This window comes from Aliivibrio fischeri, from assembly GCF_009727955.1.
GTDB lineage: Bacteria > Pseudomonadota > Gammaproteobacteria > Enterobacterales > Vibrionaceae > Aliivibrio > Aliivibrio fischeri_A.
The window spans coordinates 1-24,181 of the sequence record NZ_WOBR01000005.1 but is presented as its reverse complement, the minus strand read 5'-3'; the positions used below and the strand labels follow the sequence as shown (position 1 = coordinate 24,181).

Genomic DNA, 24,181 nt, shown 5'->3' with positions numbered 1-24,181 from the left:
CCATGAAGCTTACTTTTCATCTTATATACATTATTTTATTCTCTGTCTTTTTATCGCCTCTTGCTCACGCAAAAACGCCTTGGAAGTTGTGTGCTATCTACCCACATCTAAAAGACTCTTACTGGCTATCCGTTAACTATGGAATGGTAAAAGAAGCTAAAGTTCAACATGTTGAGTTAACCGTCTATGAATCTGGTGGTTACCCTAATGTTGAACGACAGACTCAACAAATCGAACAATGTGTATTAAATGGTTCTGATGCGATCATTTTGGGTACCGTTGATCCTATGGCTTTTCAAGATAACCTTATTACGCTTACAAAAGGGATACCTGTTTTTGCTACTGTAAATCAGTTAATTAGTTCCTATCCTCCTGCCACCCCAGTTCATCATGGTGAAGTCGGTGTTGATTGGTATGAAATGGGCTATAAAACTGGTGAGTTTTTAGCAAAAAGGCATCCAAAGGATTCTGGCATCACTTATATTGGCTGGCTTCCAGGCCCTAAAACTAGAGGTGGGACAAAACCCGTTACTCAAGGTTTTAATGACGCTATTAAAGACAGCGATATTATCGTCAGTGCAACATATTGGGGTGATAACAGTAAAGAATTACAGCGCAACTTAATTCAAGATGCTTTGCAAACAGAAAAATTGGATTATTTGGTTGGGGGTGCTGTCGCAATTGAGGTGGCAATAAGTGAAGTCGCAAGCCGAAAAATGCAAAATCAAGTGGGTTTAGTCTCAACTTACTTAAGTCATGCTGTATATCGCGGTTTATTACGTAATCGCGTGTTATTCTCCCCAACAGATAAAATGGTGTTACAGGGACAACTGAGTATTCAACAAGCGGTAAGTTATCTTAATAAGCACCCGCTACCTTTTCAGTTATCACCAAAAATTGAAGCATTAACGCCACAGCATTTACCAAAAAAAGTTCTTGAAGAGTCACTCTCACCAGCTGAGTATCGCCCTACTTTTTTCGTATCAGCTGAAAAACAATAATTGAAACAACGCTTATATATTGTCATAAAATTGAGGTATAGACGTTGTACCCTCTATAAATTGTACCCTGCTATCAAATAGGAATAAGGAATATCAATGAATAAAACAACAAGGGTCATGCCTGCACATAAACACATTGCATTAGTTGCTCATGATAATTACAAACCAGAATTATTACGTTGGGTAAAAGAAAATAAAGACGCCTTACAAGGTCATTTTCTTTATGCGACGGGAACAACTGGCCGCATTCTAAGTAAAGAAACAGGCTTAGCAATAAAGAGTTTATTGAGCGGTCCTATGGGGGGAGATCAGCAACTTGGAGCCCTTATCTCTGAAGGAAAAATCGATATGATGATTTTCTTTTGGGATCCTCTAAATGCCGTACCACATGATCCTGATGTAAAAGCACTTCTACGCATTGCAACAGTATGGAATGTTCCAGTAGCAATGAACCGTGCAAGTGCCAAATTTATGATTTCTGCTCCGCAAATGGAAGAAGAAGTATCAATAGAGATTCCTGATTATGATGCTTATTTAGCTGAACGAGTTTAGCCTAATAAAAAATAGCCGCTATTTTCTAGCGGCTGTTTTTATTGTCTTTAAATTATTCAATTATCACTGGATAGTCTTTATCCACGATCTCTTGTACAAATGGAGATGGCTTACCATGATAAACAATCCATACTTTTTTCTTTGCACGAGTTAAAGCTACATAGAATAATCGTCGTTCTTCAGCATATGGAAAACTTTCTGCATGAGGAAGTAAAGCCGCATCCAACGACTCTGCTCGCTCTTTCATCGGAAATTGTCCATCCGTCATCTCTACAATAAAGACATAATCCGCTTCTGTTCCTTTGCTGGCATGGCACGTATTATATTCTAAATTCAAGCCTGGATAGAACTTAACCCATTCATCAAAGCTATCAGGTTTATGATTATGATTACGACCAAGAATCACCACTTTTTCACCATCACGAATGTTTTTAGATAATGATAAAAGCTCTTTTTCTATTGATTGATGTTCAATCACTTTTACTGCTTTTCTTTTTTTCTTGATAAAACTATTTAGCTCTTTTTTGAGCTGCATAGGGTTCTCTTGAACAAAGCGGTTTGCAACGGCCCCTATTTGGTCATTAAAGCGGTAAGTTGTCGATAAATGAGCAATTTGCGTTGATTGAAAACGATTTTCAAACCCTGTAGTTAACGAAACATCTGCACCAGCAAAACGGTATATTGCCTGCCAATCATCACCAACAGCAAATAACGTAGCCTTAGTCTGCTGTTTATTTTCAGTGTGACAAATGGCTTCAATTAAATCTAAACGTTGCGGTGAGATATCTTGATACTCATCAACCATTACAAATGACCAAGGCAGTTCATACTTGTTATCAGCAATATATGCTTTAGCCTTAGTTATCATTGATTCATAATCAATAGCGTCTTCGTGTTTCAGCGTTCTTTCATACGCCTTAAAGAATGGCCAAACAATATTCAATTCACTTTTTAAACGCTGCACATCGGGATGAAATTCAATCTTTTCAACAATGCTTTTCTTATCTAATTGCAAGCTATTTAATTGGCAAATTTGTTTATAAAGCCACTCTTGTAACTTTTCATTGTGCGATTCTTCTCTTAAGTCAACATCACCACGTAAATAAGCAATTGGCCATTTCTTAAGGTGCTTCTTCCAACGGTTCATCGCTGTGGCATTTTTCCATTCGGAATCCAAAACATGAACGAACCACTCTTTACGTGCTTTCACATCAGTAACTAAGCATGATAACTTTGGCTGTTGGTATTCAACATGACGAATAATATCTAAGCCCAATTGATGAAAAGTAGCGACTTTAACTCGTTGGCCTATTTCAAAACCGAGTTTATCAATAATTCGCCCTGACATTTCTTGTGCAGCTTGACGACCAAAAGCCAATAATAAAATTTCATCGGCTTGAGCTTGTCCACTTTGAATTAAATAATTTACACGGGCAACCAATACACTCGTTTTACCTGAACCAGCCCCCGCTAAAACTAAGGTGTGGTCTTCATTTAATAGCAAAGCACTTTGCTGAGATTCATTTAGCGGCTGTGATTCACACTCAGAAAAGAACGTTTTCCATTCTACTTTTTGCTCTTCTAACCAATTATCATTCAAGACTTTTAATTGTTCTTCTGGCTCAGTAAGCCAATCAATAACAGGAGCAATGCAGTCCGGTTGAAGCTGTTCAGCTAAAGGAATGGAAATCTTCGTCTGCTCGAAAAGATCATATAACTTTTCGACCATCATTAAGGCTTCTGTTTGCTTTAAAAAGCGCTTATTTGCACTAAAATTTTCTATTAATTCAATCATCTGTGGTTGCAGCTGATTTAACATCAATACTTTTGATTCTTTCCAATCAGCATAAGCATTTAACACTGCATTAATTATGGCATCACATTCTTCCCATGGAAGTCCAGATACTCGCCATGCTACTTGTTCATTGCGATTATAAAAACAAAGCGCTCCCCAAATAAGGCCTCTTTCAAAAGTCACTTTTCCGCTCCATTTATCAAAAGGAACAGATACTTGATATTTATGTGAGGTAAACAACAGCTGCTCTTGCTCTAATTCAAGTTGATAAAAGTCACCTTGAACTAACCACTGAGCGAAAGGGGTTGCTTTGATCTGCATGATTCAATACTACCTAATTAATATGACACTATGAGAGTGTTTCATTTCACGAATTTGCTGAAGAGGTCATAGGATATCAGGTTCTTTTTTTGTTGTCTCAGATCAGTATTAAGACAATGATTCAGATTTAGACTCTTTCTTCTCTGTATGACTTTGTTATGATAGGTTTTTTCCCTAAGCAGAAAGTAATATCGTGACTTATCGCCAGATTTTTCGCCAATATTGGGCCAATAAAACCATCAATTATAGTATCAGGGTATTGCTCGCTCTTGTCGGTGCTGTTATCCCCTGTTGGTACCTTGAGCAAAATACAGCGATTACTCCACTCATTCTTGGGATTATTGCGGCCGCATTAGCTGAAACTGACGATAAACTATCAGGAAGACTCAAAGCCTTATTCTTCACTTTCATCTGTTTTGCCATTGCCGCTTTCTCCATTGAGATTCTCTTTCATACACCAATTTTATTTGCGATTGGCTTATTTTGCTCAACCATTGCATTTATTATGCTTGGAGCTCTAGGGCCTCGCTATGCTAGCATTGCTTTTGGCTCACTGCTTATCGCTATTTATACCATGCTAGGTGCTGCCGAAAGTCCAAACCTTTGGTATCAGCCAACCCTTTTACTAGGGGGTGCAGCTTGGTATTACACTATCTCGTTAACATGGCAAATATTTTGGCCATTGCAGCCAGTTCAACAAAACCTAGCAACTGTATTTGAAACCATGGCTACGTACTTAAATAGTAAAAGTGAATTATTCCATCCTGTAACCAATCTAGTCCCACAACCTTACCGCCTTCAAGAAGCCAAAAATAACGCTCAAATGGTGACAGCACTTAATAATAGTAAAGCATCGTTATTAACAAGAGCGAAACGTGGCCATGTGGTAGGTGCTAGCGATAAGTTTTTAAAAATATATTTTATTGCACAAGACATTCATGAACGTGTAAGTTCTAGTCATTATCGCTATCAAGATTTAGCCAATACGTTTAATCGCAGTGATATTTTATTCCGCTTTAAGCATTTACTGCATAGCCAATCATTAGCATGTAAAGAAGTTGCTCGTTGCTTATCTCTCGGTTTACCTTACCAACATGATAACGCTTCTATTTTTGCTTTAGATGAATTACAACAATCACTTATTGCATTAAAAGAGCAACAAAAACCAGAATGGCGATTATCTCTTATTCAATTGGATTACCTGTTTAATAACTTAGCAACGGTTGAGCGTCAATTTGCTAATATTAGTAATCCAGAAAGAGCATTAGAAACAGAAGAAGACACTGTTTTAGCAGATCAAGGAGCTCACACTCCTAAGGCCATGTGGCAACGATTAAGAGCAAACCTAACTCCCGATTCTGTATTGTTCCGTCATGCTGTTCGTATGGCGTTAGCCTTAACTGTTGGGTATGGCATTATTCAAGCTTTTAATCTTGAACGTGGATATTGGATCCTTTTAACCACCCTATTTGTCTGCCAACCAAACTACAGTGCAACAAAAGAAAAACTTGTTGCTCGAGTTGCTGGGACTCTAATTGGCTTATTAGCAGGCACCACCCTACTGGTTCTATTCCCATCTTTAGATAGCCAACTCGTATTAATGGTTATTTCTGGCGTATTGTTCTTTGCCTTTCGTCTTGCTAACTATGGATTTGCGACTGCCTTTATTACAATGCTTGTTTTGTTCTGCTTTAACCAATTGGGTGAAGGCTACGCAGTTATTCTACCAAGATTAGGGGATACTCTCGTTGGCTGTGCTCTTGCGGTATTAGCGGTAACTTATATCCTTCCCGATTGGCAAGCAAAACGTCTAGATAAGGTTATGTCTGATACGGTGCATGCTCATCAAGATTATTTATCAAATATCATTTCTCAATATCGAGCAGGAAAAAAAGATTCTCTTCAGTATCGTTTATCACGCCGTGAAGCTCATAATAGTGAGGCAGCACTTAGCTCGGCGATCAGTAACATGTTGATTGAACCCGGTAAATATCAAACAGCTGTCGATGAATCCTTCCGCTTTTTATGTCTGTGTCATGCGATGTTAAGCTATATCTCTGCACTTGGGGCTCATCGCATGCGTTTAAAAGATGAAGAAACACATCAATTAGTTGCTGAATCACATCGTATTATTCATGCGCATTTAAATCAGATTCAATGCCAATTAAATAATACTGATTGCAACGATAAGCTAAATACCGTTAAAGAAGAGAGTATAGAAAAACGCCTTTCAGAATGGCGTGATGAAGATGAAAATTCGATTAGAATGGTATTACAACAATTGCATTTAATTCACCAAATATTGCCTGAAATGCACACTTTATCTGCTTCATTAAGTGAGCAAATTCATAAAATGAAAACAAATGCTAAAGTTTGAAGTCGATCTGTTATTCCGGTCGAATAATTGATGTTTCTCAATTATTTTTAACGCAAGACGCCTACACTATTATTAAAGGGAGTTCATATTTGGACTCCTTAATTACCAATAATAATTGGAGGCGCCATTATGAAAAGTATATTTATTGCTGCTTTTGTTGGAATATCAAGCCCTGATCTTATCAAACGCCTAGCGTCCGTTACTCATGAAGAAGGTGGTAAATGGCTAGTGAGTAAAATCCATTATCTAGATACACATATTTCTGCCGTAATTAAAATTGAAGTCCCTTCCGAACACAAACAAGCAGTCCAAGATTATTTTTTATCTCAAGATGATCTAATGGTGACCTTTAGTGATGTTATTGATACCACTGTTCAAGATACACACAGTAAATTAAAAGTCGACTCTGAAGATAGAGCAGGTATTGTTAACGATATTAGCAATATTCTTCAAAATGAAGGTATTGAGCTAATCGATATGGACAGCCACCGTATTGGTGTTCCAGCTAGCGGTACGAGTGTATTTACTGCAACTCTTAGTCTCAAACTTCCGGCCGCCGCAAACATTAATGATCTTGCGGCTGAAATTGAATCCTTAAGCGAAGACATGGTCGTCACTGTTATTTAATTTACTATATCGCAAACGTAAAAAAGCCCGTTCATTTCTGAACGGGCTTTCTTGTTTGGAGCGACACACGAGGTTCGAACTCGTGACCTCAACCTTGGCAAGGTTGCGCTCTACCAGCTGAGCTAGTGTCGCATTTGCTGCTCTTTCGAGTCAGACTTTAAAGATGGTGCCCCGGGCCGGACTTGAACCGGCACAGCGCGAACGCCGAGGGATTTTAAATCCCTTGTGTCTACCAATTCCACCACCAGGGCACGCAATTTCTTGCGATGCCGATTACTGAAAAGTAAAACACCATCTGTAATTATCGCTAATGCAATAATTTTTAATTTGGAGCGACACACGAGGTTCGAACTCGTGACCTCAACCTTGGCAAGGTTGCGCTCTACCAGCTGAGCTAGTGTCGCATTTGCTGCTCTTTCGAGTCAGACTTTAATAGATGGTGCCCCGGGCCGGACTTGAACCGGCACAGCGCGAACGCCGAGGGATTTTAAATCCCTTGTGTCTACCAATTCCACCACCAGGGCACGCAATTTCTTGCGATGCCGATTACTGAAAAGTAAAACACCATCTGTAATTACCGCTATTGCAGTAATTTTTAATTTGTAGAAAAAAGCTAACGCTTTTCACTTTAAAATTTGGAGCGACACACGAGGTTCGAACTCGTGACCTCAACCTTGGCAAGGTTGCGCTCTACCAGCTGAGCTAGTGTCGCATCGTATAAAGAAATGGAGGCGCCTCCCGGAATCGAACCGAGGTCCACGGATTTGCAATCCGCTGCATAGCCACTCTGCCAAGGCGCCATTCTTTTACGGGGCTTAATGTAACCGATTTAAAAAAAGAGTCAAATAAAAAATAGCATTTAACTCTCCGTTTGTAGACTTTATCGCCAAAATGCCGATAAATCAGCTAACATGTTGAAAAAACGGTCTATTTTGGTCGCCATACTTTAATTTCAGATTGTGGCTTACCTTGCTCTTTACGATCATTTTTACGCTTAGGTGCCGATTTGCTAAAACGCCCTTCTTTGGCTTTTTCACGACGATTTTCTTTAAACGTATTATTTGAATGATGATTTCTTCCTGAACTCGCTTTTTTCAATACACGAACCTTACCATCAATTTCTTTTACTTTGCGAGACGCTTCTTCTGTCTTACTTGATGTACCAATCATTCCGTTTAGCTGATCCATCTCAGCTTGACTTAAATAACGCCATTCTCCAGAAGCAAGCTTACCTAGATCAATATTCATAATACGAACACGTTTTAATTTGAATACTTCATAATCTAAGTACTCACACATTCTACGAATTTGACGATTCAATCCTTGAGTTAACGTAATTCGAAAAACAAAGCGAGATTCTTGCTTAATCTTACATGGCAAAGTTACCGTATCTAGGATCGGCACACCCGCGGACATTTTTTGTAAAAACTCATCAGTAATAGGCTTATCAACACGAACCACATATTCTTTTTCATGAGCGTTACCCGCTCGCAGGATCTTATTTACAATATCGCCATCATTGGTTAAGAATATTAAACCATCCGACGGTTTATCCAATCGACCAATAGGAAAAATACGCTGCTCATGATTAATGTAATCAACAATATTACCTTCAACATGTCGTTCTGTAGTACAAGTAATTCCAACAGGCTTATTAAAAGCAATATAAATGCGATCCTGTTTCTCTTTTAACGGCTTCCCATCAACCAAAACTTCATCGCCATCAGCTACTTTCGTTCCCATCTCAGGGATCTTGCCATTAATCGTAATACGTTGTTGATCGATAAGTTTATCGGCTTCTCTTCGTGAGCAATATCCCGTATCACTAATAAATTTATTCAGACGGGTTAATTTAGGTTCTGGTGATGTCATGATGTACCTCAAAAAAGTGAACAGCCGCAGTGTATCAGAAACGAATAAATATCCAATAAAAAAGCACCCTAAACCAATGCTTAGAGTGCTTTACTACAACGTAAATAAATAATTATTTCGTTTCAATATCAGTGTCAGTTGTCTTTACCTGCTCACTAGTCTCATTTGCTGTTGTCTCTATTGCAGCAGACTCAACTTTAGGATCAGAACTTTCTACTGCTGCAATTTCGGCATTGTCAGTGTTAGTCTCTGCAACTTTTTCTTTCACAGGAGCTTGTGTCTGAGTTGCTTCAAGAGCTTGAGACGTCTGCTGTTCAGCGTCAGGTTGTATCTCATTAATCTCTTTATTTACGGTTGCCTTTTCTGCGTCTTCTTTTGCTTTATATGTTGCAATTACGCTGTTCAAGTTATTTATTAAATTATCATTTCGTTCTAATTGTTGCGTTAATACTAGAACTTGTTTTTGAACATTTGCTCGTGCATCTGTTTGCTTCTCAATCGTACCGTTTAATGTTTCGATTTCTGAATTTAACTCTTTAATCTTCTTCTCTAAATCAGCTGTATTATTTATAGCATGCATTTGTTGTACAGCAGATAAGATCTCTGTTGTTTGCATACGTAATGGCTGATCACGGTAATCATCACCATTTATTGCTTGTGAAATCGACAACAATTTATTTTCAAACTCTAAAACCGATTGTTCAAATTGACCATTCTTTACTGCTTTTAATAGTTTAACTTCAGCAGCCATATTTTTTAGGTGATCTAATTGAAAACGAGTTTTAGCAACTACATCGGCAATTAAATCTTGATCTCTATTATTTGCTTGAACCGCTTTTTTCGTTTTATCCAGTTCTGCTTTTGTTTGTCCATAACTAATAGGTGCAATGGCTTTAAAACCTTTTTGCGTCAATTGAGAAAATTCTTTTTCTAATGGCTTAACATGAATTGTTAATGAGGTATCAATCTCAATCACTTTTGCTTTTGTTAGAAACTCAGCTTGTTCAGTTTGAGCTTCAGCAATGTCTTCTTCAATTACAGTTACAAACAAAGCTTTATATTGATTGTATAGGCTAGAGAAGTCTTGCGGATAATATTTTGCAACATCTATAGATTGCATATAGTTCATTTGCGCAATGGCATCAGACAAAACTGTATCAGCTTTATTCTTATACGTTTTTAATTTATCTAACTGTAAATTAGCACTCTTAATTAATGCGATATATTTTGCGGAATAAGAACCTGAAGAGAACATCGAATACTCTTCATTTATTAATGCAGGCTCTTGCTCTACTTCAAGATAAATTTCTTTTGCTTCATTCCATTCATCCATCATTAGGCTATATGAATCTTCTGAGTAAATTTTAAACTCAGCGGCTGAATCAAATACCGTTTTATCAAGATTATATTGTTTCTGTAGCGCCTCAAATGTTGAAACTACAGGCGTATTTATTTCTGATGTTTGTTCTACTGATGTTGTCTCTTCGTTTGTACTTTGACAACCAACCACGCTCATCAATGCTGAAGCAACCACTGCTATTTTGAAATATTGTTTCATCCTAAATCCACATCTTTATTATTAGACACTTGTCTTATTTATTGGAAGGGCGATATTACTATAACATTTCAATTTAATCAGCATTACGTATGTAAAAAAACAAAACATAAAAATCAGGCATAAAAAAACCGCTCATAGTATGAGCGGCCAAATCAAAAAATTAACTATATCAAGTAAAATTAGTCACCTGCGAACATGTAACCTTCACCGTGAACAGTAACAAAGATTTGTGGGTTTTTAGGATCCACTTCCATCTTTGCTCTCATACGTCTAATTAATACGTCAATTGTTCTATCGTTTGGTGCATCAACACGATGGCTGATCATATTTAAAATACGTTCACGAGATAAAACGGTATTAGGATAAGAAGACAACGCAACTAACAATTCATATTCGGCTTTAGTTAACTTAACTGGTTCACCGTTATTTGATAATGCTCTACGTTGAATATCAAATGTCCATTCACCAAAACGAACAACGTTAGACTCATCTAACTCAACTGGCTCGTTTGCAAGTGACATACGCCAAAATAGATTTTTAACGCGTACAAGTAATTCACGTAACTCAACTGGTTTCGTTACGTAATCGTCAGCACCCATCTCTAGGCCAACGATTCGATCAATACTATCTGTACGTCCTGTTACTAAAATAATACCAATATTGGATTGGCTACGTAATTCACGCGCCAACAATAAACCGTCCTCTCCTGGTAGGTTTATATCAAGCATAATTAAATCAACTTTTTGTTCAGCTAAAATAGAACGCATTTCTGCACCTGTTTCAGCCTCGCTCACTTGATATCCCTCGGCTTCAAAGTAGCCTACAAGTTTAGAGCGAGTTACCACTTCGTCTTCAACAACTAAAATGTGATAGCTCATAATCTTCTCTTTATTTTTGGTTATTTGGATAGTTCTTATCTTATTCTATTCATAATCTGTAATAATGCCAATTCTCAATTGATATTTCTGTATTTTATTTGATTCAAAACAATTATTAATAAAAATTGAGCTTTAACCTTTACAAACATCTTTATACACCCTGTTAATGATAGGTGCTATTCCTTTTCATACTTATCCAGTACAATTTAGGAATAATTTTTTTGGAGCATAAGATAAATGAACGAACTTACTGCGTTTAATGAGCAACGCGCTGAAATATACTGGTGGCTATCTAGCCTACTATCAGCAGAATTAACGACAGAACAACTTGAGCAATATGGCAGTTTTGAAGTACGTACTTTTCTATCTAATTTAGCTGAAACACCTGAGCTAAGTGATTCAGTCAATGCATTAATTGAAAAACTAAATGCAGTACAAGGTCGTGAAGATGCACAGCTTGAGCTTTCTGCTGATTTTTGTGATGCGTTTTTAGGTTCAGATAAAAGTAGCGCTCTTCCTTACGCATCTATGTATCTTGATAAATCAGGTTTACTTAACGCAAAACCGGCTCAAGATATGCGTGAATGGCTGACTAAATACAATATTGCACAAAAAGCTGAATTTAATGAGCCAGCTGACCACATTGCCATTGAATTAGATTTTTTAGGTAATTTAATTGTGATGACAAATCAGCAAACTTCTGAAGATGAATTTGAAGCTTATATGAATGCTCAACTCACCTTTATTAATGAGCAACTGTTAAGCTGGACACCTCGATTTAATGAAATTTGCATCGAAAGAGATAAATTTGGTTTCTATGCTGCAGTAACAGGCTTACTTGTTACATTCCTAAAGCTAGATGTGAAATTTCTTGCTGGCGAATAATATAAGATAATTGCTTTTATTATTTATGTTAAATAATATGTGATATAAATCAAAAGCAATATCAAAATTTATTAAATCAGTAATTGTTTGCACTATGCTTTAAAGATAAAATGTGATCGCAAACGATAAAATTTGTATTGAAATGAAAACCGCATTTTACGCGGTTTTTTTCATTTTTAACCAGGGCCTATTTATCTTCCATCAGTTCTTCTAGTTTAGAGCTACACCTTTTTTTGTTGGAAAATAAATAGCCCCTTATTACCTATTATAAGGTTTATATATGGCTACTATTAAAGATGTGGCGAAGCTGGCAGCAGTTTCAACAACCACCGTTTCTCACGTTATAAATAAAACTCGCTTTGTTGCTGAAGCAACACAAAAACGTGTTTGGGAAGCAGTTGAAGAATTAAACTATGCTCCAAGTGCGGTAGCACGTAGCTTAAAATGTAATACAACACGTACTATTGGTATGTTAGTAACACAATCATTTAACCCATTTTTTGCAGAAGTTATGCACGGTGTTGAAAACTATTGTTACAAGCAAGGTTACACACTATTTATGTGTAATACCGAAGGCGATCTAGAAAAACAAAAACACTATTTGAGAATGTTGGCAGAAAAACGAGTAGATGGCCTACTTGTAATGTGTTCAGATTTAAATGAACAATTACTGACATTGCTTGAAAAAAACACCGAACTTCCAATGGTTATTATGGACTGGGGTCCTGATAGCCCACGGACAGACAAAATCATTGATAATTCAGAAGAAGGCGGTTATTTAGCAACTAAGCACCTTATTGAAAATGGCCACACTCATATTGCATGCATTACAGGCCAAGCAGATAAAGTAACATGTAAAGAACGCGTTCGTGGTTTTGAAAGGGCGCATGCTGATGCCAATTTATCGTTTAACCCCGAGTGGATTCTAGAAGGTGACTTTGAGTGCGCATCTGCATCTAAAGCGGTTGATAAAATTCTTTCTATTGAAGAAAGTAAACGCCCTACTGCACTATTCTGTTTTAACGACATTATGGCATTAGCTGCAATTAGTAAGATTCAACAATCAGGTTTACGTGTACCTGAAGATATTTCTGTTATTGGCTATGATAATATTGAATTGTCTGCATATTTCTCACCACCATTAACAACGATCCATCAACCTAAACGCCGTGTAGGTAAAACAGCAGTTGAGATTTTGTTAGAACGAATTAAAGATAAAGATCATGAAAGACGTGTATTCGAAATGCAACCAGAGGTTGTTACACGTAGCAGTGTTTTAAACCGTCTTAAATAATCTTGCTCATAATTTGAGATTCAAAAAAAAGTCATACTTTATAAGTGTGGCTTTTTTTATCACTGCCTATTCTTTGCTTAATTCTCAATAATAAAAAACCTATAAACACTAGCTATCGTTCTCTGAATTTTTATAAATATCAAGATTAAAAGTATTAAATAAGAGAAAAGTTGAACCGGCTTAACAAATTTAGATGAAATATTTTGGAACAGAGATCACATTTATTGATTTTCTGTCCCAACATTTCTTATTGATTGCTATATCATCAAACATGTCACGAACAGGGCAAACTACATGAAAATGTAGGACGCAAAGCTTCCGGCCTAAGTATTTATATAAGGTAGCGGGGTTGCCGACGGCAAGTGGTCGATTCTATCCCTTGTTAATTTTTACGTTAAAATAACAATACTTAGCTTTCAACTTGCTACTATTTCCTCGGGCTCAGTTGTTTAGTGACATAGACTTACTAACCGAGAATTATTGCAATGGATAAACCAGTATTAAAAGACTCACTTCGTCTACTATCTTCACTAGGAAAGATCACTTCTCGCTCTATGTTTGGGGGATTTGGAATCTTCATTGACGACACCATGTTTGCTCTTGTAGTTCAAGATAAGCTTCATTTAAGAGCAAGTGACGAAACAATTAATTTATTTAAAGAACAAGGCTTTGAACCATACGTTTATAAAAAACGTGGATTCCCAGTTGTGACAAAATATTTTGCTATATCTCCTGAATGTTGGAATGAACCAGATTCAATTTTGATTCAAGCGGTTGTTGCTTTAGATGTAGCGAAAAAAGATAAAGAAAAACAAAAATCGGCAGGTCCTTCTCGTATTAAAGATTTACCTAATTTACGACTTGCAACAGAAAGAATGCTGAAGAAAGCTGGAATTACAACAGTTGAAGAACTGAAAAACACTGGCTCTGTTAACGCTTATAAAGCAATACAACAAACACATTCAAGTTCAGTAAGTGATGAATTATTATGGTCTTTAGAAGGGGCTATAAAAGGAATGCACTGGTCTGTAATTTCTGCCGAAACACGTAATGAATTAAGAAAACAGTTATAGTTAATCACGTTTTTTGACTCGTTTACTTTATTATGTTGTATTCTAATAACAATGGAATACAACATAATCTGCAGCATTTAAATCTAATCTACTGACTCTTCATCTACCTGCATCATAAAATCAGTAACCCAACCAATTAACAATATCATCAACCAAGAAATCATAATTGAGTTTGGTACTTCAAATTTTGGTGAAATAATTAACGTAGAAAACCCAATAACGGGTAAAAGCCAAGATAACATCGGTAGCCAATTTCTATATTTTGATCTTCCCACACTTTGCAAACACACAATCAATCCAGTAATCGACAATGCTACCAAGGCTGCATGTTGTAAACCTCCAATCCATAAAGGAATAACAAGAACTAATGGCCACCACGCATTTCGATTAACAGGTTTCCAGCTTCTTGCCGCAATCCAAACTAATATGACACTTACAATTTGAGTCAATGTAGCCCATGCACTTCCAGTTAACTTTCCTTCATATTGTAAAGCCATAATTCCAGCTTGCATCGCAACAACGACGGCAGCAATAAATACGATTAAATGTATACTTTTACGATGCGAGAAAATAACCATTAATAATGGAAATAATGTCCAAACCGAAATAGACAATGGCATTGGTTGATGTTGTAGCGTAAAACCAAATAAAGATAAACCGCTTAACAGAACCCAAGTTGCAACCCCTCCCTGAGGTATTAACCATAAAATAGGTATAGCTAAAGCTAATAATGGTAGCTCTCCCCCACTAATACCAAATGCTAAAACACCAACAATAACTAAAACAAAACTTAATATGATCGATAACACTGCTAGAAACATCGCTTTCCCTCCATGGATCAGAGTTGTTCACTTTGTTATTATTTCAGTGTAGCGTTATTAATCATCTTTATCACTGACCCACTTCACTTTTTTATTAAGGGTTTGTTTATGAACGAATTCACGCAGAGCATTTATTTGAACTTAACCCAAGTTCCATTCGGACGAATTATCAGCTATGGGCAACTAGCTAAACTAGCTGGTTATCCAAATCATTCAAGACATGTAGGTAAAACACTATCTCGTCTTCCTGAAGATACTTCTTTACCATGGTTTAGAGTTGTGAGTTCACAGGGGAAAATTTCATTATCAGGAGATAATTTTATTCGTCAGCGTAAGGCGTTAGAAAAGGAAGGATTAACAATAAGGGATGATGGAAAAATTCTAAATTTCAAGCAAGTAATAATGCAATAATGGCACTATTACTTGCTTAAATAGATCGATTACTGACGAACACCTTTCAGTAGTAGATCTTGGTTTAGTGTTGCAGCTTCATCAGTAATAACTGCGTAATTAGTGTCAGTAGTAAAACGTAGTTTACCATCAACTTTAATTGTTGCACGTACTGCATAGCGATGATTAGCTATAATATCTGCCGTATTGAACTCTAAATCGTAAGCGAATGGAGATGAGTTTTCACCTACTTCAAACGTTTGTTCTGTAATTGTTTTTGATGGTGCGTCAGCTAAAGAAATATCAGCTAAAGTAACAGTTACAACCGCATTTGCAGGTAATGCAATACGCTCACGGTAACCTACTGTACCAGTTACTGATTGTGTCGTTGCCGCTTCAACTACTGGTGCTACTTCTGTTTCAACAACATCAACTTGTTCAACGACTTCTTGTTGAGGTGCTACTGTTGTTTCTTTTTCTGATTTATCAGATGAATTGCAACCGACCATTGTTAATCCTGTAACGACTGATAAAGCTACTAATAATGACTTTTTCATTTTATTCTCTCTAATTTAATTGCCATTCAAAACCACGCTGAATATAGACTGATTATTTATATCTGTCTCTCTATTCTCGATATCTTTGACACAAAACTGACTCAATAAGCTTATTATTACAGTGATTTGATATAAACTTATCTTTAATTAACATTATATTTAACTTATTGAACTCAATCTGAATATCTTTAAAATAGAGTTATTATTTGAGAGTGATCATACAGGCCAAAAAATGAACCAACCACTTAACGAATTACTTAACTTGCTACAGCTAGAGCAATTAGAGCAAGGTCTTTTCCGAGGACAAAGCGAACATTTAGGTCTACCACAAGTTTATGGTGGTCAAGTTATTGGGCAAGCACTTTCAGCAGCTCGCTATACGGTTGATAATGATAGAACTGTTCATTCATTTCATAGCTACTTTCTTTACCCTGGTGATCCTGAAAAAGCCATTATCTATGATGTTGAAAACTTACGCGATGGCAGAAGCTTCAGTACCCGCCGTGTAAAAGCGATTCAAAATGGTCGCCCTATTTTCTATTTGACGGCCTCTTATCATGGTGATGAACCAGGCTTTGAGCACCAATCACACATGCCTGAAATTGCAGGTCCTGAAAACTTTGCATCAGAAACACAATTAGCAGAAGCGATCAAACACGTTTTACCACCAGCGGTACAAAAAATATTCTGTGGCGAAAAACCAATCGAAGTTCGTCCAGTAAATATTGTTAATCCGCTTGCTCCTAAAAAAGCGGCACCTACACAACATTTATGGATCAAAGCCAACGGTGAGTTACCAGATAATCAATTAATTCATCAATACTTATTAGCTTATGCGTCTGATTGGGGCTTTTTACCAACCGCACTTCATCCACATGAAGTAAGTTTATTAACACCGAATTTCCAAGTAGCTACGATTGATCACTCAATGTGGTTCCATCGTCCATTTAAAATGGATGAATGGTTGCTTTATTCAATTGAAAGCACAAATGCAAGTGGCTCACGTGGGCTAGTGAGAGGGGAAATATTCAATCAAAAAGGTCAACTTGTTGCTTCTGCAATGCAAGAAGGCGTGATGAGAATGAAGAAAAAATAAACATTCGTATTTTTTCTATCGGTCAGGCAATCGTTGCCTGACCTATTTTTTAAATACAAAATTATAACGGTAATTCAGTCGTGTATTTCAACGGTTCCATAGCAAATGTGCTGGTTACATTTGATATGTCATCAATACTATTAACCAACTTCTTATAAAACCCATCAAAAGCTTTCATATCTTCAGCAAGTACTTTCATCATATAGTCGTATTCTCCTGCCATTCGATAAAATTCCATGACTTCAGGAAAATCTGATACCGTATCAACAAATCGGTTATACCATTCTTGTGAGTGATTAGACGTTTTAATCAACACAAACGCATTAAAGCTCAAGCCTAACTTTTCAGGATTAAGTAATGCCACTTTCTTTTCAATAATGCCTTCTTCTTCAAGTCTTTTTAATCGTTTCCAACACGGCGTTGTGGTTAAATTCACGGCATCAGCTAACTCTTGTAACGAAACAGTGCAATCTTTTTGCAATAATGAAAGTAAAGTTGTATCGACCTTATCTAGCTCATGCTTCCCCATAAAAACCTCAACGTAGAAAATTTTTCTATTTTATTACCTATAAGCAGTAAATATAGCAAAGTTTTTCTCATCAAACAGCGATAAATTATTCACATAGTCACTTTTAAAGGAAAATCATTATGTGTACCGATCATAATTGGATAAATAACGCTATTCGTAAAATTGAAGCAGATTACCAACGCTCTGCTGATACGCATCTTATTAAACTTGATTTACCTATGCTTGAAGGTATCGATGTATACCTAAAAGATGAAAGTACACATCCAACAGGTTCCCTTAAACACCGTTTAGCACGATCTCTATTTCTTTATGCTATTTCTAACGGTTGGATTGGTCCAAACACGCCAATCATTGAATCATCGTCTGGTAGCACAGCCGTATCAGAAGCTTATTTTGCTCGCTTATTAGGCTTGCCATTCATTGCCGTTGTTCCTCGAAAAACAGCAGCAAAGAAAATTGAGATGATTAAGTTTTATGGCGGCCAAGCGCACTTTGTAGAACGTTCTGATGAGATCTACGCTGAATCTCGCCGTCTGGCAGAAGAATTGAATGGTCATTACATGGATCAATTTACCTATGCTGAACGTGCCACTGATTGGCGTGGTAACAACAACATTGCGGATAGTATTTTCCGTCAAATGAAATTAGAAGACCATCCAGAGCCAACATGGGTTGTCATGAACCCGGGCACAGGTGGTACTTCAGCAACGATCGGGCGCTTTATTCGTTATCAAAAATACAATACAAAGCTGTGTGTTGTTGACCCTGAAAATTCCGTTTTTCATGATTTCTATAAAACAGGCAATAAAGAACTGACATTAGATACTGGTAGTAAGATTGAAGGCATTGGGCGTCCTCGTGTTGAACCAAGTTTTATTCCTGGGGTTATTGATGAAATGCGTACTATCCCAGATGTTGCTAGTGTTGCAACTGCTCGTTGGTTAGAAGGTATTCTTGGACGTAAAGCTGGCGCATCTACAGGTACTAACCTATTTGGTGCATTACAATTAGCTTGTGAAATGCAACAACGTGGAGAGAAAGGTTCTATCGTCACTCTGCTATGTGACAGTGGTGAGCGATATCTTGATACCTACTATAACGATGAATGGGTTGCTAATAATATTGGTGATTTAACACCAATTCTTTCTCTATTGGCTAATTTTGAGAAAACAGGTCAACTGTAAAACAAATTTATAATAATAACGTCAGTTTGGCTTAATACCATTTATTGGTATTAACCGCAAAGCCATCGATTCTCGGTGGCTTTTTTATTACAATACCAACAAATAACTCTACTGAGATTTCTAATTATTATGTCGACTGCAATCGTTGTATTTAGTGGCGGACAAGATTCCACCACCTGTTTAATTCAAGCATTAACTCAATATGATCATGTTCATTGTATTACTTTTGATTATGGCCAACGTCATAATCAAGAAATTGAAGTAGCGAAAAAAGTCGCGATTGAACTTGGTGCAGCTTCTCATAAAATCATGGATGTAGGCTTATTAAATGAATTAGCCGTGAGTTCACTTACTCGTGACAACATTCCTGTTTCTCATGAACTTCAAGAAAATGGCTTGCCAAACTCTTTCGTCCCAGGTCGTAATATTCTCTTTTTAACGCTTGCTGGTATCTATGCGTATCAATTAGGCGCAGAAGCGGTCATTACAGGTGTCTGTGAGACAGATTTCTCAGGTTATCCAGATTGTCGCGATGAGTTCGTAAAATCCATTAACCAATCTCTTGTTCTTGGTATGGATCGTCAGCTAGAAATTAAAACACCACTCATGTGGTTAAATAAAGCCGAGACATGGGCTCTTGCTGATAAATATGGCAAATTAGATTATGTTCGTAATCATACTCTAACCTGTTATAACGGTGTGATTGGCGATGGTTGTGGTGATTGCCCATCGTGTGATTTACGAAAAAATGGCCTAGATGCTTACCTAGAAAATAAAGAATCAGTAATGGCTGATTTAGAATCTAAACTCTAAACATTTTTATCCCTTGAAAAACAATAAGGCCACCACTGTTAAGTGATGGCCTTTTTATTTACTTAAAAACCAGTATTAATGGGATATTCGCCCTTTAATATCATGATCTAATTCTTTATTTAGTAGATCTTCAACATAACCTGGAGAATGCGTTCCACCCGAGATTAAGCGATACATTGCAGGAATAACAAATAAGGTTACTAAGGTCGCAAATGCCATACCAAAGAAGATAACCGTACCAACCGCGACTCGGCTTTCATAACCAGCACCGGTTGATACAATTAATGGAATCGCACCTGCAAGTGTTGTAAATGCGGTCATTAGAATAGGTCGTAAACGTCGAGCGGAAGCATCAACAATCGCCTGTTCAAGCTCAACGCCTTTATCTCGTAGTTGGTTAGCGAACTCAACGATTAAAATACCGTTTTTAGTCACCATACCAATCAACATGATCATACCGATCTGACTATAAATATTCAGACCTTGATTCATTAGCAACAAACCTAAGAAACCACCAAATACTCCCATTGGCACCGTAAACATAACAACCAACGGGTTAATAAAGCTTTCAAACTGTGCCGCCAGTACCAAATAAGCCACTAATAGAGCTAAGCCAAAAACAACAAGAATACTGGATTGATTCTCTTTAAAATCTTTAGATTCGCCAGTATAACCAACCGAAATATCGCTTGGTAATATCTCAATCGCTTTCGCATCCAGATAATTTAATGCATCGCCTAAAGTTGCACCATCCTTCAAGTTAGCACTTAAGGTAATCGATTTTTGCTTATTGATATGTGATAAACGAATCGCTGATGCAACTTCATTAATCTTCGTGACCGTATCAAGTGTCACTAAATCACCCGATGATGTTCGCATATAAATCTGACTTAAATCAGCCGCATTATTAAAACTGTTTTCATCGCCGCGAAGATAAACATCATATTCTTCCCCACGTTCAACAAATGTGGTTTCACTTTTACCACCGAGCATGATTTCAAGCGTATCTGAAATATCAGAGATCTTAATACCTAATTCAGCGGCACGATGACGATCAACAGATACCACTAATTCAGGTGTTTTTTCCGAATAGTTAATATCAGCACCTTCCATCAATGGGCTATTATTGGCCTCTGTTTTTAGTATCTCGCCCCATTTTTGTAGTTCACTATAATCTGAGCCACCCAATACAAATTGAACAGGTTCACTTGAACCACCTCGGAAACCAGGCATCATTGGGAATACACGCACATCAGGTATATCCGCAAGCGCTTTTCGAATTACACCCAACCCTTGTTGAGCCGTTAAGTCACGATCTTCCCAATCTTCTAAGATCATAATAACAAAACCCGTTTGATCTCCTGCGTTACCGCCAAATGCTGGCGATTGAATACTGAATGATTTCAAAAAGCCTTTACCCAATAACGGCATCAAACGCTCTTCAACAATATCCATATTCGAACTCATGCGGTTGTAGCTGGTTGCATCTGCCCCTCGAACAAAAGCAAACAATACGCCACGGTCTTCCTGTGGTGTTAATTGAGATGGTACGTACTGCATCAAGCCATAACTACCACCAATACACGCAAGGATAATAACAGGAGCCAGTAAACGCCATGCTACCGCTTTCGATACCGCCTTACGGTAACTACGCTCTAATGCTGAGAAAACTTTATCGATAAATAGGTTGAAACGGTTCGGTTTCACATTTGCTTTTAAAATCTTACTGCCTAAAACAGGAGTCAATGTTAACGCGATCAATGAAGAGAACAGAACTGACATAGCAAGCAATACTGAAAATTCAGTAAACAGCAAACCAACCATTCCATCCATAAATGAAATTGGTAAGAACACCATAACAAGCACTAAGGTCGTCGCAATAACGGCAAAACCTACTTCTCTCGCCCCTTTATAAGCAGCAAGTAATGGTGACTCTCCTTTTTCTAAATGATGGAAAATATTTTCAACCACTACGATGGCATCATCCACCACCAAGCCAATGGATAAAATCAACGCCATCAAGGTGATTAAGTTAATAGAGAAACCAAAATAGTAAGCTGCAATAAATGATGATATTAACGAAACAGGTACCGTTACCGCAGGGATCAAAGTTGCACGAGCCTGTCCAATAAAGATATACAGAACCAGAATAACCAATCCACCAGTGATAAATAGTGTGCTATATACCTCTGCAATTGAACGCTCAATAAATACCGTTGAGTCATAATCAATGGCTAAACGAGTCCCTTTTGGTAAAAATTGCTGGATCTTAGCAACTTCTTCATGAACTAAATTCGCAACATCCAATGGGTTAGCATCTGATTGAGGAACTATCCCCATACTAACGTTTACTACGCCATCACTTTTAAATGTTGAGTTTTCATTTTCTGCACCGATAAATACATCAGCAACATCTTTTAAATAAATAGGTGTTCCATCACTGGCCGTTTTCACCACCAAGTAATTAAAGTCTTCCGCCTTATTATATAAACGCTCAGTTCTAACCGACATGACAATGGCATCATTTCTAACTTCACCACCAGGGCTTTCAATATTTTCAGAACGAAGTGCCGCCGTAATGTCTGATGCCGTTACGCCACGTCCGGCCATTAAATCCGGTTGTAGCTTCACATACATCACTTTATAAAGGCCACCAGAGACATCAACAGAACTCACACCAGTAATTAAGCTAAAACGGTCAACCAATACACGCTCGATGTAATCAGTTAACTCAGTTCTGTCCATTACACTTGAGCTTAAATTAATATAAAGAGAGGCTTCACCACTGCCGTTATTTTTAAATACAATGGGATCATCCGCTTCATCAGGTAAGCTACGTTGTGCACGTGCAACTGCATCACGAATATCACTCACGCCTGTATTTAAGTCATACCCTAAATCAAAAGTGATCATGATACGAGACATACTATTTCGCGTAGTAGACTCGATTTCATCAATCCCACTGATACCAGAAAGTTGGTCTTCTAATACCGTTGTAATTTGGCTTTCAATAATGGTTGCAGAGGCCCCTTCATAACGAGTACTAATCGAAACAACTGGGCTTTCAATATCAGGCATTTCACGAACAGCCAATTTACTGAACGACACCGCACCAAAGACACACAACAGCAAACTTAACACAATGGCAACGACAGGCCTTTTTACTGAAACATCAGATAACCACATGATTACTGTACCTCAGTTTTATTTTGTTCAAGTTGTTTAACCGTCACACCATCACGCATGTTCACTAAACCTTGAACTACAATTTCATCACCTACATTTAAACCACTAGCGATGACAACACGGTTTTCAACACGAGCGCCTAAAGTAACTTCGGTGCGAATTGCTTTGTTATCTTCACCTATTACATAGACATAACGCTTAGTACCTGAATACTCTAAAGCTTGAACTGGAATAATTGGTGCATTGATAGCTGGAAAATCTAACGTTGCTGCCATCAACATTCCCGGCTTCATTTTTAGATCTTTATTAGGGAATTCAATACGAACTCGTAAGTTCAACGTCTCTGCATTAATTCGCGAATCAACACCTATTAATTTTCCTGAAAATACCGAGTTTTCCCACGCTTGACTCGTTGCTTCTACATTCATCCCCACAGAAAGCATTGATAGGTAACGTTCAGGTACCTGCAAGTCAAGCTGCATAACAGATAAATTATCTAAGGTTAGCAGCTCTGTACCGGCACTCACCATTTTGCCTCGGCTAAAATCAATAAAGCCAACCGTACCAGCAAAAGGAGCTGAAATATGAAGATCAGATAAATCTGCATTTGCTGCATCTAAACGAGCTTGAGCAATATCAACACTGGCTTTTTGCCCATCAATCTCTGTTTGCGTAATGGCATTCTTTTTCGCTAAACGCTGAAATTCAGTTAATTTACGTTTTTCGTCATTTAAATAAGCACGAGCCTCTTTAATCGCTGCAATCGCCTTATCATCATTAAGCTGGACAACTAACTGCCCTTTTCTTACGTTTTGATTTGCTTTAACCGCAATACGCTCAATCTTTCCTGCAACCTCAGGAGAGATCACAACAGACTCAGAAGCTTTTAGTTTTCCGATTAATGACAATGATTGAGATATTTCATGAGTTGCCACTTCTTCAGAAAGAACAGCAACCGACTGATTTCCTCTTGTTTTCTTAGCATAAGAAGGAGTTGATAAAGTGCATGCTAATAAAACGACTAGAGCGATAGACTTAGTTTTATTCATATTGATACTTATAATCTAAATGATGGAATTAATTTCTGGTCATAGTTTACCAAGGGAAACACCTTTTGTTCGTCAATGAATGTAAAGATGACGAAATAAACTGTAAAAACAACCGCTTCTATATGACTGATATTGAGTTATTTTGTTTCGATATGGCGAATTTTACTCCTTTTTGACGAAAAACCCATCATTCAAACCAAAAATCAAAGAAAAGTGCTTTACAGAAAAACGAAGTTTGCTATTATTCGCTCCGCACTTGGCAAGGTCGTTGGGAAAACTCTCGCTAAGTATAAAAATTCTCGTTGGAGGGGTTCCCGAGTGGC

The 24,181-nt window shown here is 37.4% G+C and carries 20 protein-coding genes, 6 tRNA genes and 1 riboswitch; of the genes, 11 read left to right on the top strand and 15 right to left on the bottom strand.

Annotated elements, in window-relative coordinates; genetic code table 11:
* The first annotated feature begins 2 nt into the window (after positions 1–2).
* Complete coding sequence (gene torT / locus GNP81_RS09970) at positions 3–1,001, top strand: TMAO reductase system periplasmic protein TorT (RefSeq protein ID WP_155671649.1); 999 nt, start codon at positions 3–5, stop codon at positions 999–1,001.
* Between the two features lie 96 nt (positions 1,002–1,097).
* Positions 1,098–1,553: a methylglyoxal synthase gene (locus GNP81_RS09965; RefSeq protein WP_005419907.1), complete on the top strand. Its 456-nt coding sequence runs from the start codon at positions 1,098–1,100 to the stop codon at positions 1,551–1,553.
* A gap of 52 nt (positions 1,554–1,605) precedes the next feature.
* On the opposite strand, the gene helD is transcribed toward GNP81_RS09965, so the two are convergent.
* Entirely contained in the window at positions 1,606–3,669 is a 2,064-nt protein-coding gene (helD, locus tag GNP81_RS09960) for a DNA helicase IV (protein ID WP_155674629.1), read from the bottom strand.
* Between the two features lie 193 nt (positions 3,670–3,862).
* Between helD and yccS the strand changes: the two genes are divergently transcribed.
* Both yccS and GNP81_RS09950 read left to right on the top strand, forming a co-directional pair.
* Positions 3,863–6,046: a YccS family putative transporter gene (gene yccS, locus GNP81_RS09955; protein ID WP_336495409.1), complete on the top strand. Its 2,184-nt coding sequence runs from the start codon at positions 3,863–3,865 to the stop codon at positions 6,044–6,046.
* A 129-nt stretch (positions 6,047–6,175) separates the two neighbouring features.
* Entirely contained in the window at positions 6,176–6,673 is a 498-nt protein-coding gene (locus tag GNP81_RS09950; RefSeq protein WP_011262188.1) for a glycine cleavage system transcriptional repressor, read from the top strand.
* Positions 6,674–6,729: 56 nt separating this feature from the next.
* Here GNP81_RS09950 and GNP81_RS09945 read toward each other — a convergent pair.
* From GNP81_RS09945 to torR, 9 genes are all read right to left on the bottom strand, one after another.
* A tRNA-Gly gene (locus tag GNP81_RS09945) sits at positions 6,730–6,805 on the bottom strand.
* A gap of 32 nt (positions 6,806–6,837) precedes the next feature.
* Positions 6,838–6,924, bottom strand: a tRNA-Leu gene (locus tag GNP81_RS09940).
* A 77-nt stretch (positions 6,925–7,001) separates the two neighbouring features.
* Positions 7,002–7,077: transfer RNA gene (locus GNP81_RS09935), tRNA-Gly, on the bottom strand.
* Between the two features lie 33 nt (positions 7,078–7,110).
* A tRNA-Leu gene (locus tag GNP81_RS09930) sits at positions 7,111–7,197 on the bottom strand.
* Positions 7,198–7,309: 112 nt separating this feature from the next.
* Positions 7,310–7,385, bottom strand: a tRNA-Gly gene (locus GNP81_RS09925).
* Positions 7,386–7,399: 14 nt separating this feature from the next.
* Positions 7,400–7,473, bottom strand: a tRNA-Cys gene (locus GNP81_RS09920).
* A 127-nt stretch (positions 7,474–7,600) separates the two neighbouring features.
* Positions 7,601–8,545, bottom strand: a complete 945-nt coding sequence (gene rluF, locus GNP81_RS09915; protein ID WP_155672184.1) for a 23S rRNA pseudouridine(2604) synthase RluF — start codon at positions 8,543–8,545, stop codon at positions 7,601–7,603.
* A 112-nt stretch (positions 8,546–8,657) separates the two neighbouring features.
* A complete protein-coding gene (locus tag GNP81_RS09910; protein WP_155674568.1) occupies positions 8,658–10,103 on the bottom strand; it encodes a V-type ATP synthase subunit I domain-containing protein in 1,446 nt (481 codons plus the stop codon).
* 179 nt (positions 10,104–10,282) lie between these two features.
* On the bottom strand, positions 10,283–10,981 hold the full coding sequence (gene torR, locus GNP81_RS09905; RefSeq protein ID WP_005419814.1) for a two-component system response regulator TorR: 699 nt from the start codon (positions 10,979–10,981) through the stop codon (positions 10,283–10,285).
* A 237-nt stretch (positions 10,982–11,218) separates the two neighbouring features.
* On the opposite strand from torR, the gene torD reads away from it, so the two are divergent.
* The 3 genes from torD (at position 11,219) to tfoY (ending at position 14,233) form a co-directional block, all read left to right on the top strand.
* Positions 11,219–11,866: a molecular chaperone TorD gene (gene torD / locus GNP81_RS09900; protein WP_155651566.1), complete on the top strand. Its 648-nt coding sequence runs from the start codon at positions 11,219–11,221 to the stop codon at positions 11,864–11,866.
* 280 nt (positions 11,867–12,146) lie between these two features.
* Positions 12,147–13,160, top strand: a complete 1,014-nt coding sequence (purR, locus tag GNP81_RS09895) for an HTH-type transcriptional repressor PurR (protein WP_012532934.1) — start codon at positions 12,147–12,149, stop codon at positions 13,158–13,160.
* Between the two features lie 274 nt (positions 13,161–13,434).
* A riboswitch (cyclic di-GMP riboswitch) is annotated at positions 13,435–13,517 on the top strand.
* A 128-nt stretch (positions 13,518–13,645) separates the two neighbouring features.
* Positions 13,646–14,233, top strand: a complete 588-nt coding sequence (gene tfoY / locus GNP81_RS09890) for a DNA transformation protein TfoY (RefSeq protein ID WP_155674569.1) — start codon at positions 13,646–13,648, stop codon at positions 14,231–14,233.
* 83 nt (positions 14,234–14,316) lie between these two features.
* Here tfoY and GNP81_RS09885 read toward each other — a convergent pair whose 3' ends face one another.
* Positions 14,317–15,054 carry a VP0952 family biofilm-associated protein gene (locus GNP81_RS09885; RefSeq protein WP_155674570.1) on the bottom strand — a complete coding sequence of 246 codons (738 nt, stop codon included), beginning with the start codon at positions 15,052–15,054 and terminating at the stop codon, positions 14,317–14,319.
* 108 nt (positions 15,055–15,162) lie between these two features.
* On the opposite strand from GNP81_RS09885, the gene GNP81_RS09880 reads away from it, so the two are divergent.
* A complete protein-coding gene (locus tag GNP81_RS09880) occupies positions 15,163–15,465 on the top strand; it encodes an MGMT family protein (RefSeq protein ID WP_155674571.1) in 303 nt (100 codons plus the stop codon).
* A 29-nt stretch (positions 15,466–15,494) separates the two neighbouring features.
* Here GNP81_RS09880 and GNP81_RS09875 read toward each other — a convergent pair whose 3' ends face one another.
* The gene (locus GNP81_RS09875; RefSeq protein ID WP_155674572.1) at positions 15,495–16,001 is read right to left on the bottom strand and encodes a YbaY family lipoprotein; all 507 of its coding nucleotides are present in this window, start codon (positions 15,999–16,001) and stop codon (positions 15,495–15,497) included.
* A 232-nt stretch (positions 16,002–16,233) separates the two neighbouring features.
* Here GNP81_RS09875 and tesB point away from each other — a divergent pair, with 232 nt between their 5' ends.
* Complete coding sequence (gene tesB, locus GNP81_RS09870) at positions 16,234–17,097, top strand: acyl-CoA thioesterase II (RefSeq protein ID WP_012534167.1); 864 nt, start codon at positions 16,234–16,236, stop codon at positions 17,095–17,097.
* Between the two features lie 61 nt (positions 17,098–17,158).
* On the opposite strand, the gene GNP81_RS09865 is transcribed toward tesB, so the two are convergent.
* Complete coding sequence (locus GNP81_RS09865; RefSeq protein WP_005419827.1) at positions 17,159–17,626, bottom strand: Lrp/AsnC family transcriptional regulator; 468 nt, start codon at positions 17,624–17,626, stop codon at positions 17,159–17,161.
* 119 nt (positions 17,627–17,745) lie between these two features.
* On the opposite strand from GNP81_RS09865, the gene GNP81_RS09860 reads away from it, so the two are divergent.
* Positions 17,746–18,810: a PLP-dependent cysteine synthase family protein gene (locus tag GNP81_RS09860; protein WP_155674573.1), complete on the top strand. Its 1,065-nt coding sequence runs from the start codon at positions 17,746–17,748 to the stop codon at positions 18,808–18,810.
* Between the two features lie 129 nt (positions 18,811–18,939).
* Positions 18,940–19,623 (top strand): 7-cyano-7-deazaguanine synthase QueC, encoded by a 684-nt coding sequence (gene queC, locus GNP81_RS09855; RefSeq protein ID WP_155674574.1) that lies wholly within the window; start codon positions 18,940–18,942, stop codon positions 19,621–19,623.
* A 75-nt stretch (positions 19,624–19,698) separates the two neighbouring features.
* Here queC and vexH read toward each other — a convergent pair whose 3' ends face one another.
* Together vexH and GNP81_RS09845 are read right to left on the bottom strand one after the other, a co-directional pair.
* A complete protein-coding gene (vexH, locus tag GNP81_RS09850) occupies positions 19,699–22,809 on the bottom strand; it encodes a vibriobactin export RND transporter permease subunit VexH (RefSeq protein ID WP_155658505.1) in 3,111 nt (1,036 codons plus the stop codon).
* Positions 22,810–22,811: 2 nt separating this feature from the next.
* On the bottom strand, positions 22,812–23,858 hold the full coding sequence (locus tag GNP81_RS09845; RefSeq protein ID WP_005419837.1) for an efflux RND transporter periplasmic adaptor subunit: 1,047 nt from the start codon (positions 23,856–23,858) through the stop codon (positions 22,812–22,814).
* Positions 23,859–24,181 lie beyond the last annotated feature (323 nt).

Coding starts and splice junctions, on each gene's coding strand:
- torR (WP_005419814.1), bottom strand. CDS start 10,981: ATGAGCTATCACATTTTAGTTGTTGAAGACGAAGTGGTAACTCGCTCT.
- GNP81_RS09950 (WP_011262188.1), top strand. CDS start 6,176: ATGAAAAGTATATTTATTGCTGCTTTTGTTGGAATATCAAGCCCTGAT.
- GNP81_RS09845 (WP_005419837.1), bottom strand. CDS start 23,858: ATGAATAAAACTAAGTCTATCGCTCTAGTCGTTTTATTAGCATGCACT.
- GNP81_RS09910 (WP_155674568.1), bottom strand. CDS start 10,103: ATGAAACAATATTTCAAAATAGCAGTGGTTGCTTCAGCATTGATGAGC.
- queC (WP_155674574.1), top strand. CDS start 18,940: ATGTCGACTGCAATCGTTGTATTTAGTGGCGGACAAGATTCCACCACC.
- GNP81_RS09880 (WP_155674571.1), top strand. CDS start 15,163: ATGAACGAATTCACGCAGAGCATTTATTTGAACTTAACCCAAGTTCCA.
- vexH (WP_155658505.1), bottom strand. CDS start 22,809: ATGTGGTTATCTGATGTTTCAGTAAAAAGGCCTGTCGTTGCCATTGTG.
- tesB (WP_012534167.1), top strand. CDS start 16,234: ATGAACCAACCACTTAACGAATTACTTAACTTGCTACAGCTAGAGCAA.
- torT (WP_155671649.1), top strand. CDS start 3: ATGAAGCTTACTTTTCATCTTATATACATTATTTTATTCTCTGTCTTT.
- purR (WP_012532934.1), top strand. CDS start 12,147: ATGGCTACTATTAAAGATGTGGCGAAGCTGGCAGCAGTTTCAACAACC.
- GNP81_RS09865 (WP_005419827.1), bottom strand. CDS start 17,626: ATGGGGAAGCATGAGCTAGATAAGGTCGATACAACTTTACTTTCATTA.
- rluF (WP_155672184.1), bottom strand. CDS start 8,545: ATGACATCACCAGAACCTAAATTAACCCGTCTGAATAAATTTATTAGT.
- GNP81_RS09965 (WP_005419907.1), top strand. CDS start 1,098: ATGAATAAAACAACAAGGGTCATGCCTGCACATAAACACATTGCATTA.
- helD (WP_155674629.1), bottom strand. CDS start 3,669: ATGCAGATCAAAGCAACCCCTTTCGCTCAGTGGTTAGTTCAAGGTGAC.
- GNP81_RS09860 (WP_155674573.1), top strand. CDS start 17,746: ATGTGTACCGATCATAATTGGATAAATAACGCTATTCGTAAAATTGAA.
- GNP81_RS09875 (WP_155674572.1), bottom strand. CDS start 16,001: ATGAAAAAGTCATTATTAGTAGCTTTATCAGTCGTTACAGGATTAACA.
- GNP81_RS09885 (WP_155674570.1), bottom strand. CDS start 15,054: ATGTTTCTAGCAGTGTTATCGATCATATTAAGTTTTGTTTTAGTTATT.
- torD (WP_155651566.1), top strand. CDS start 11,219: ATGAACGAACTTACTGCGTTTAATGAGCAACGCGCTGAAATATACTGG.
- tfoY (WP_155674569.1), top strand. CDS start 13,646: ATGGATAAACCAGTATTAAAAGACTCACTTCGTCTACTATCTTCACTA.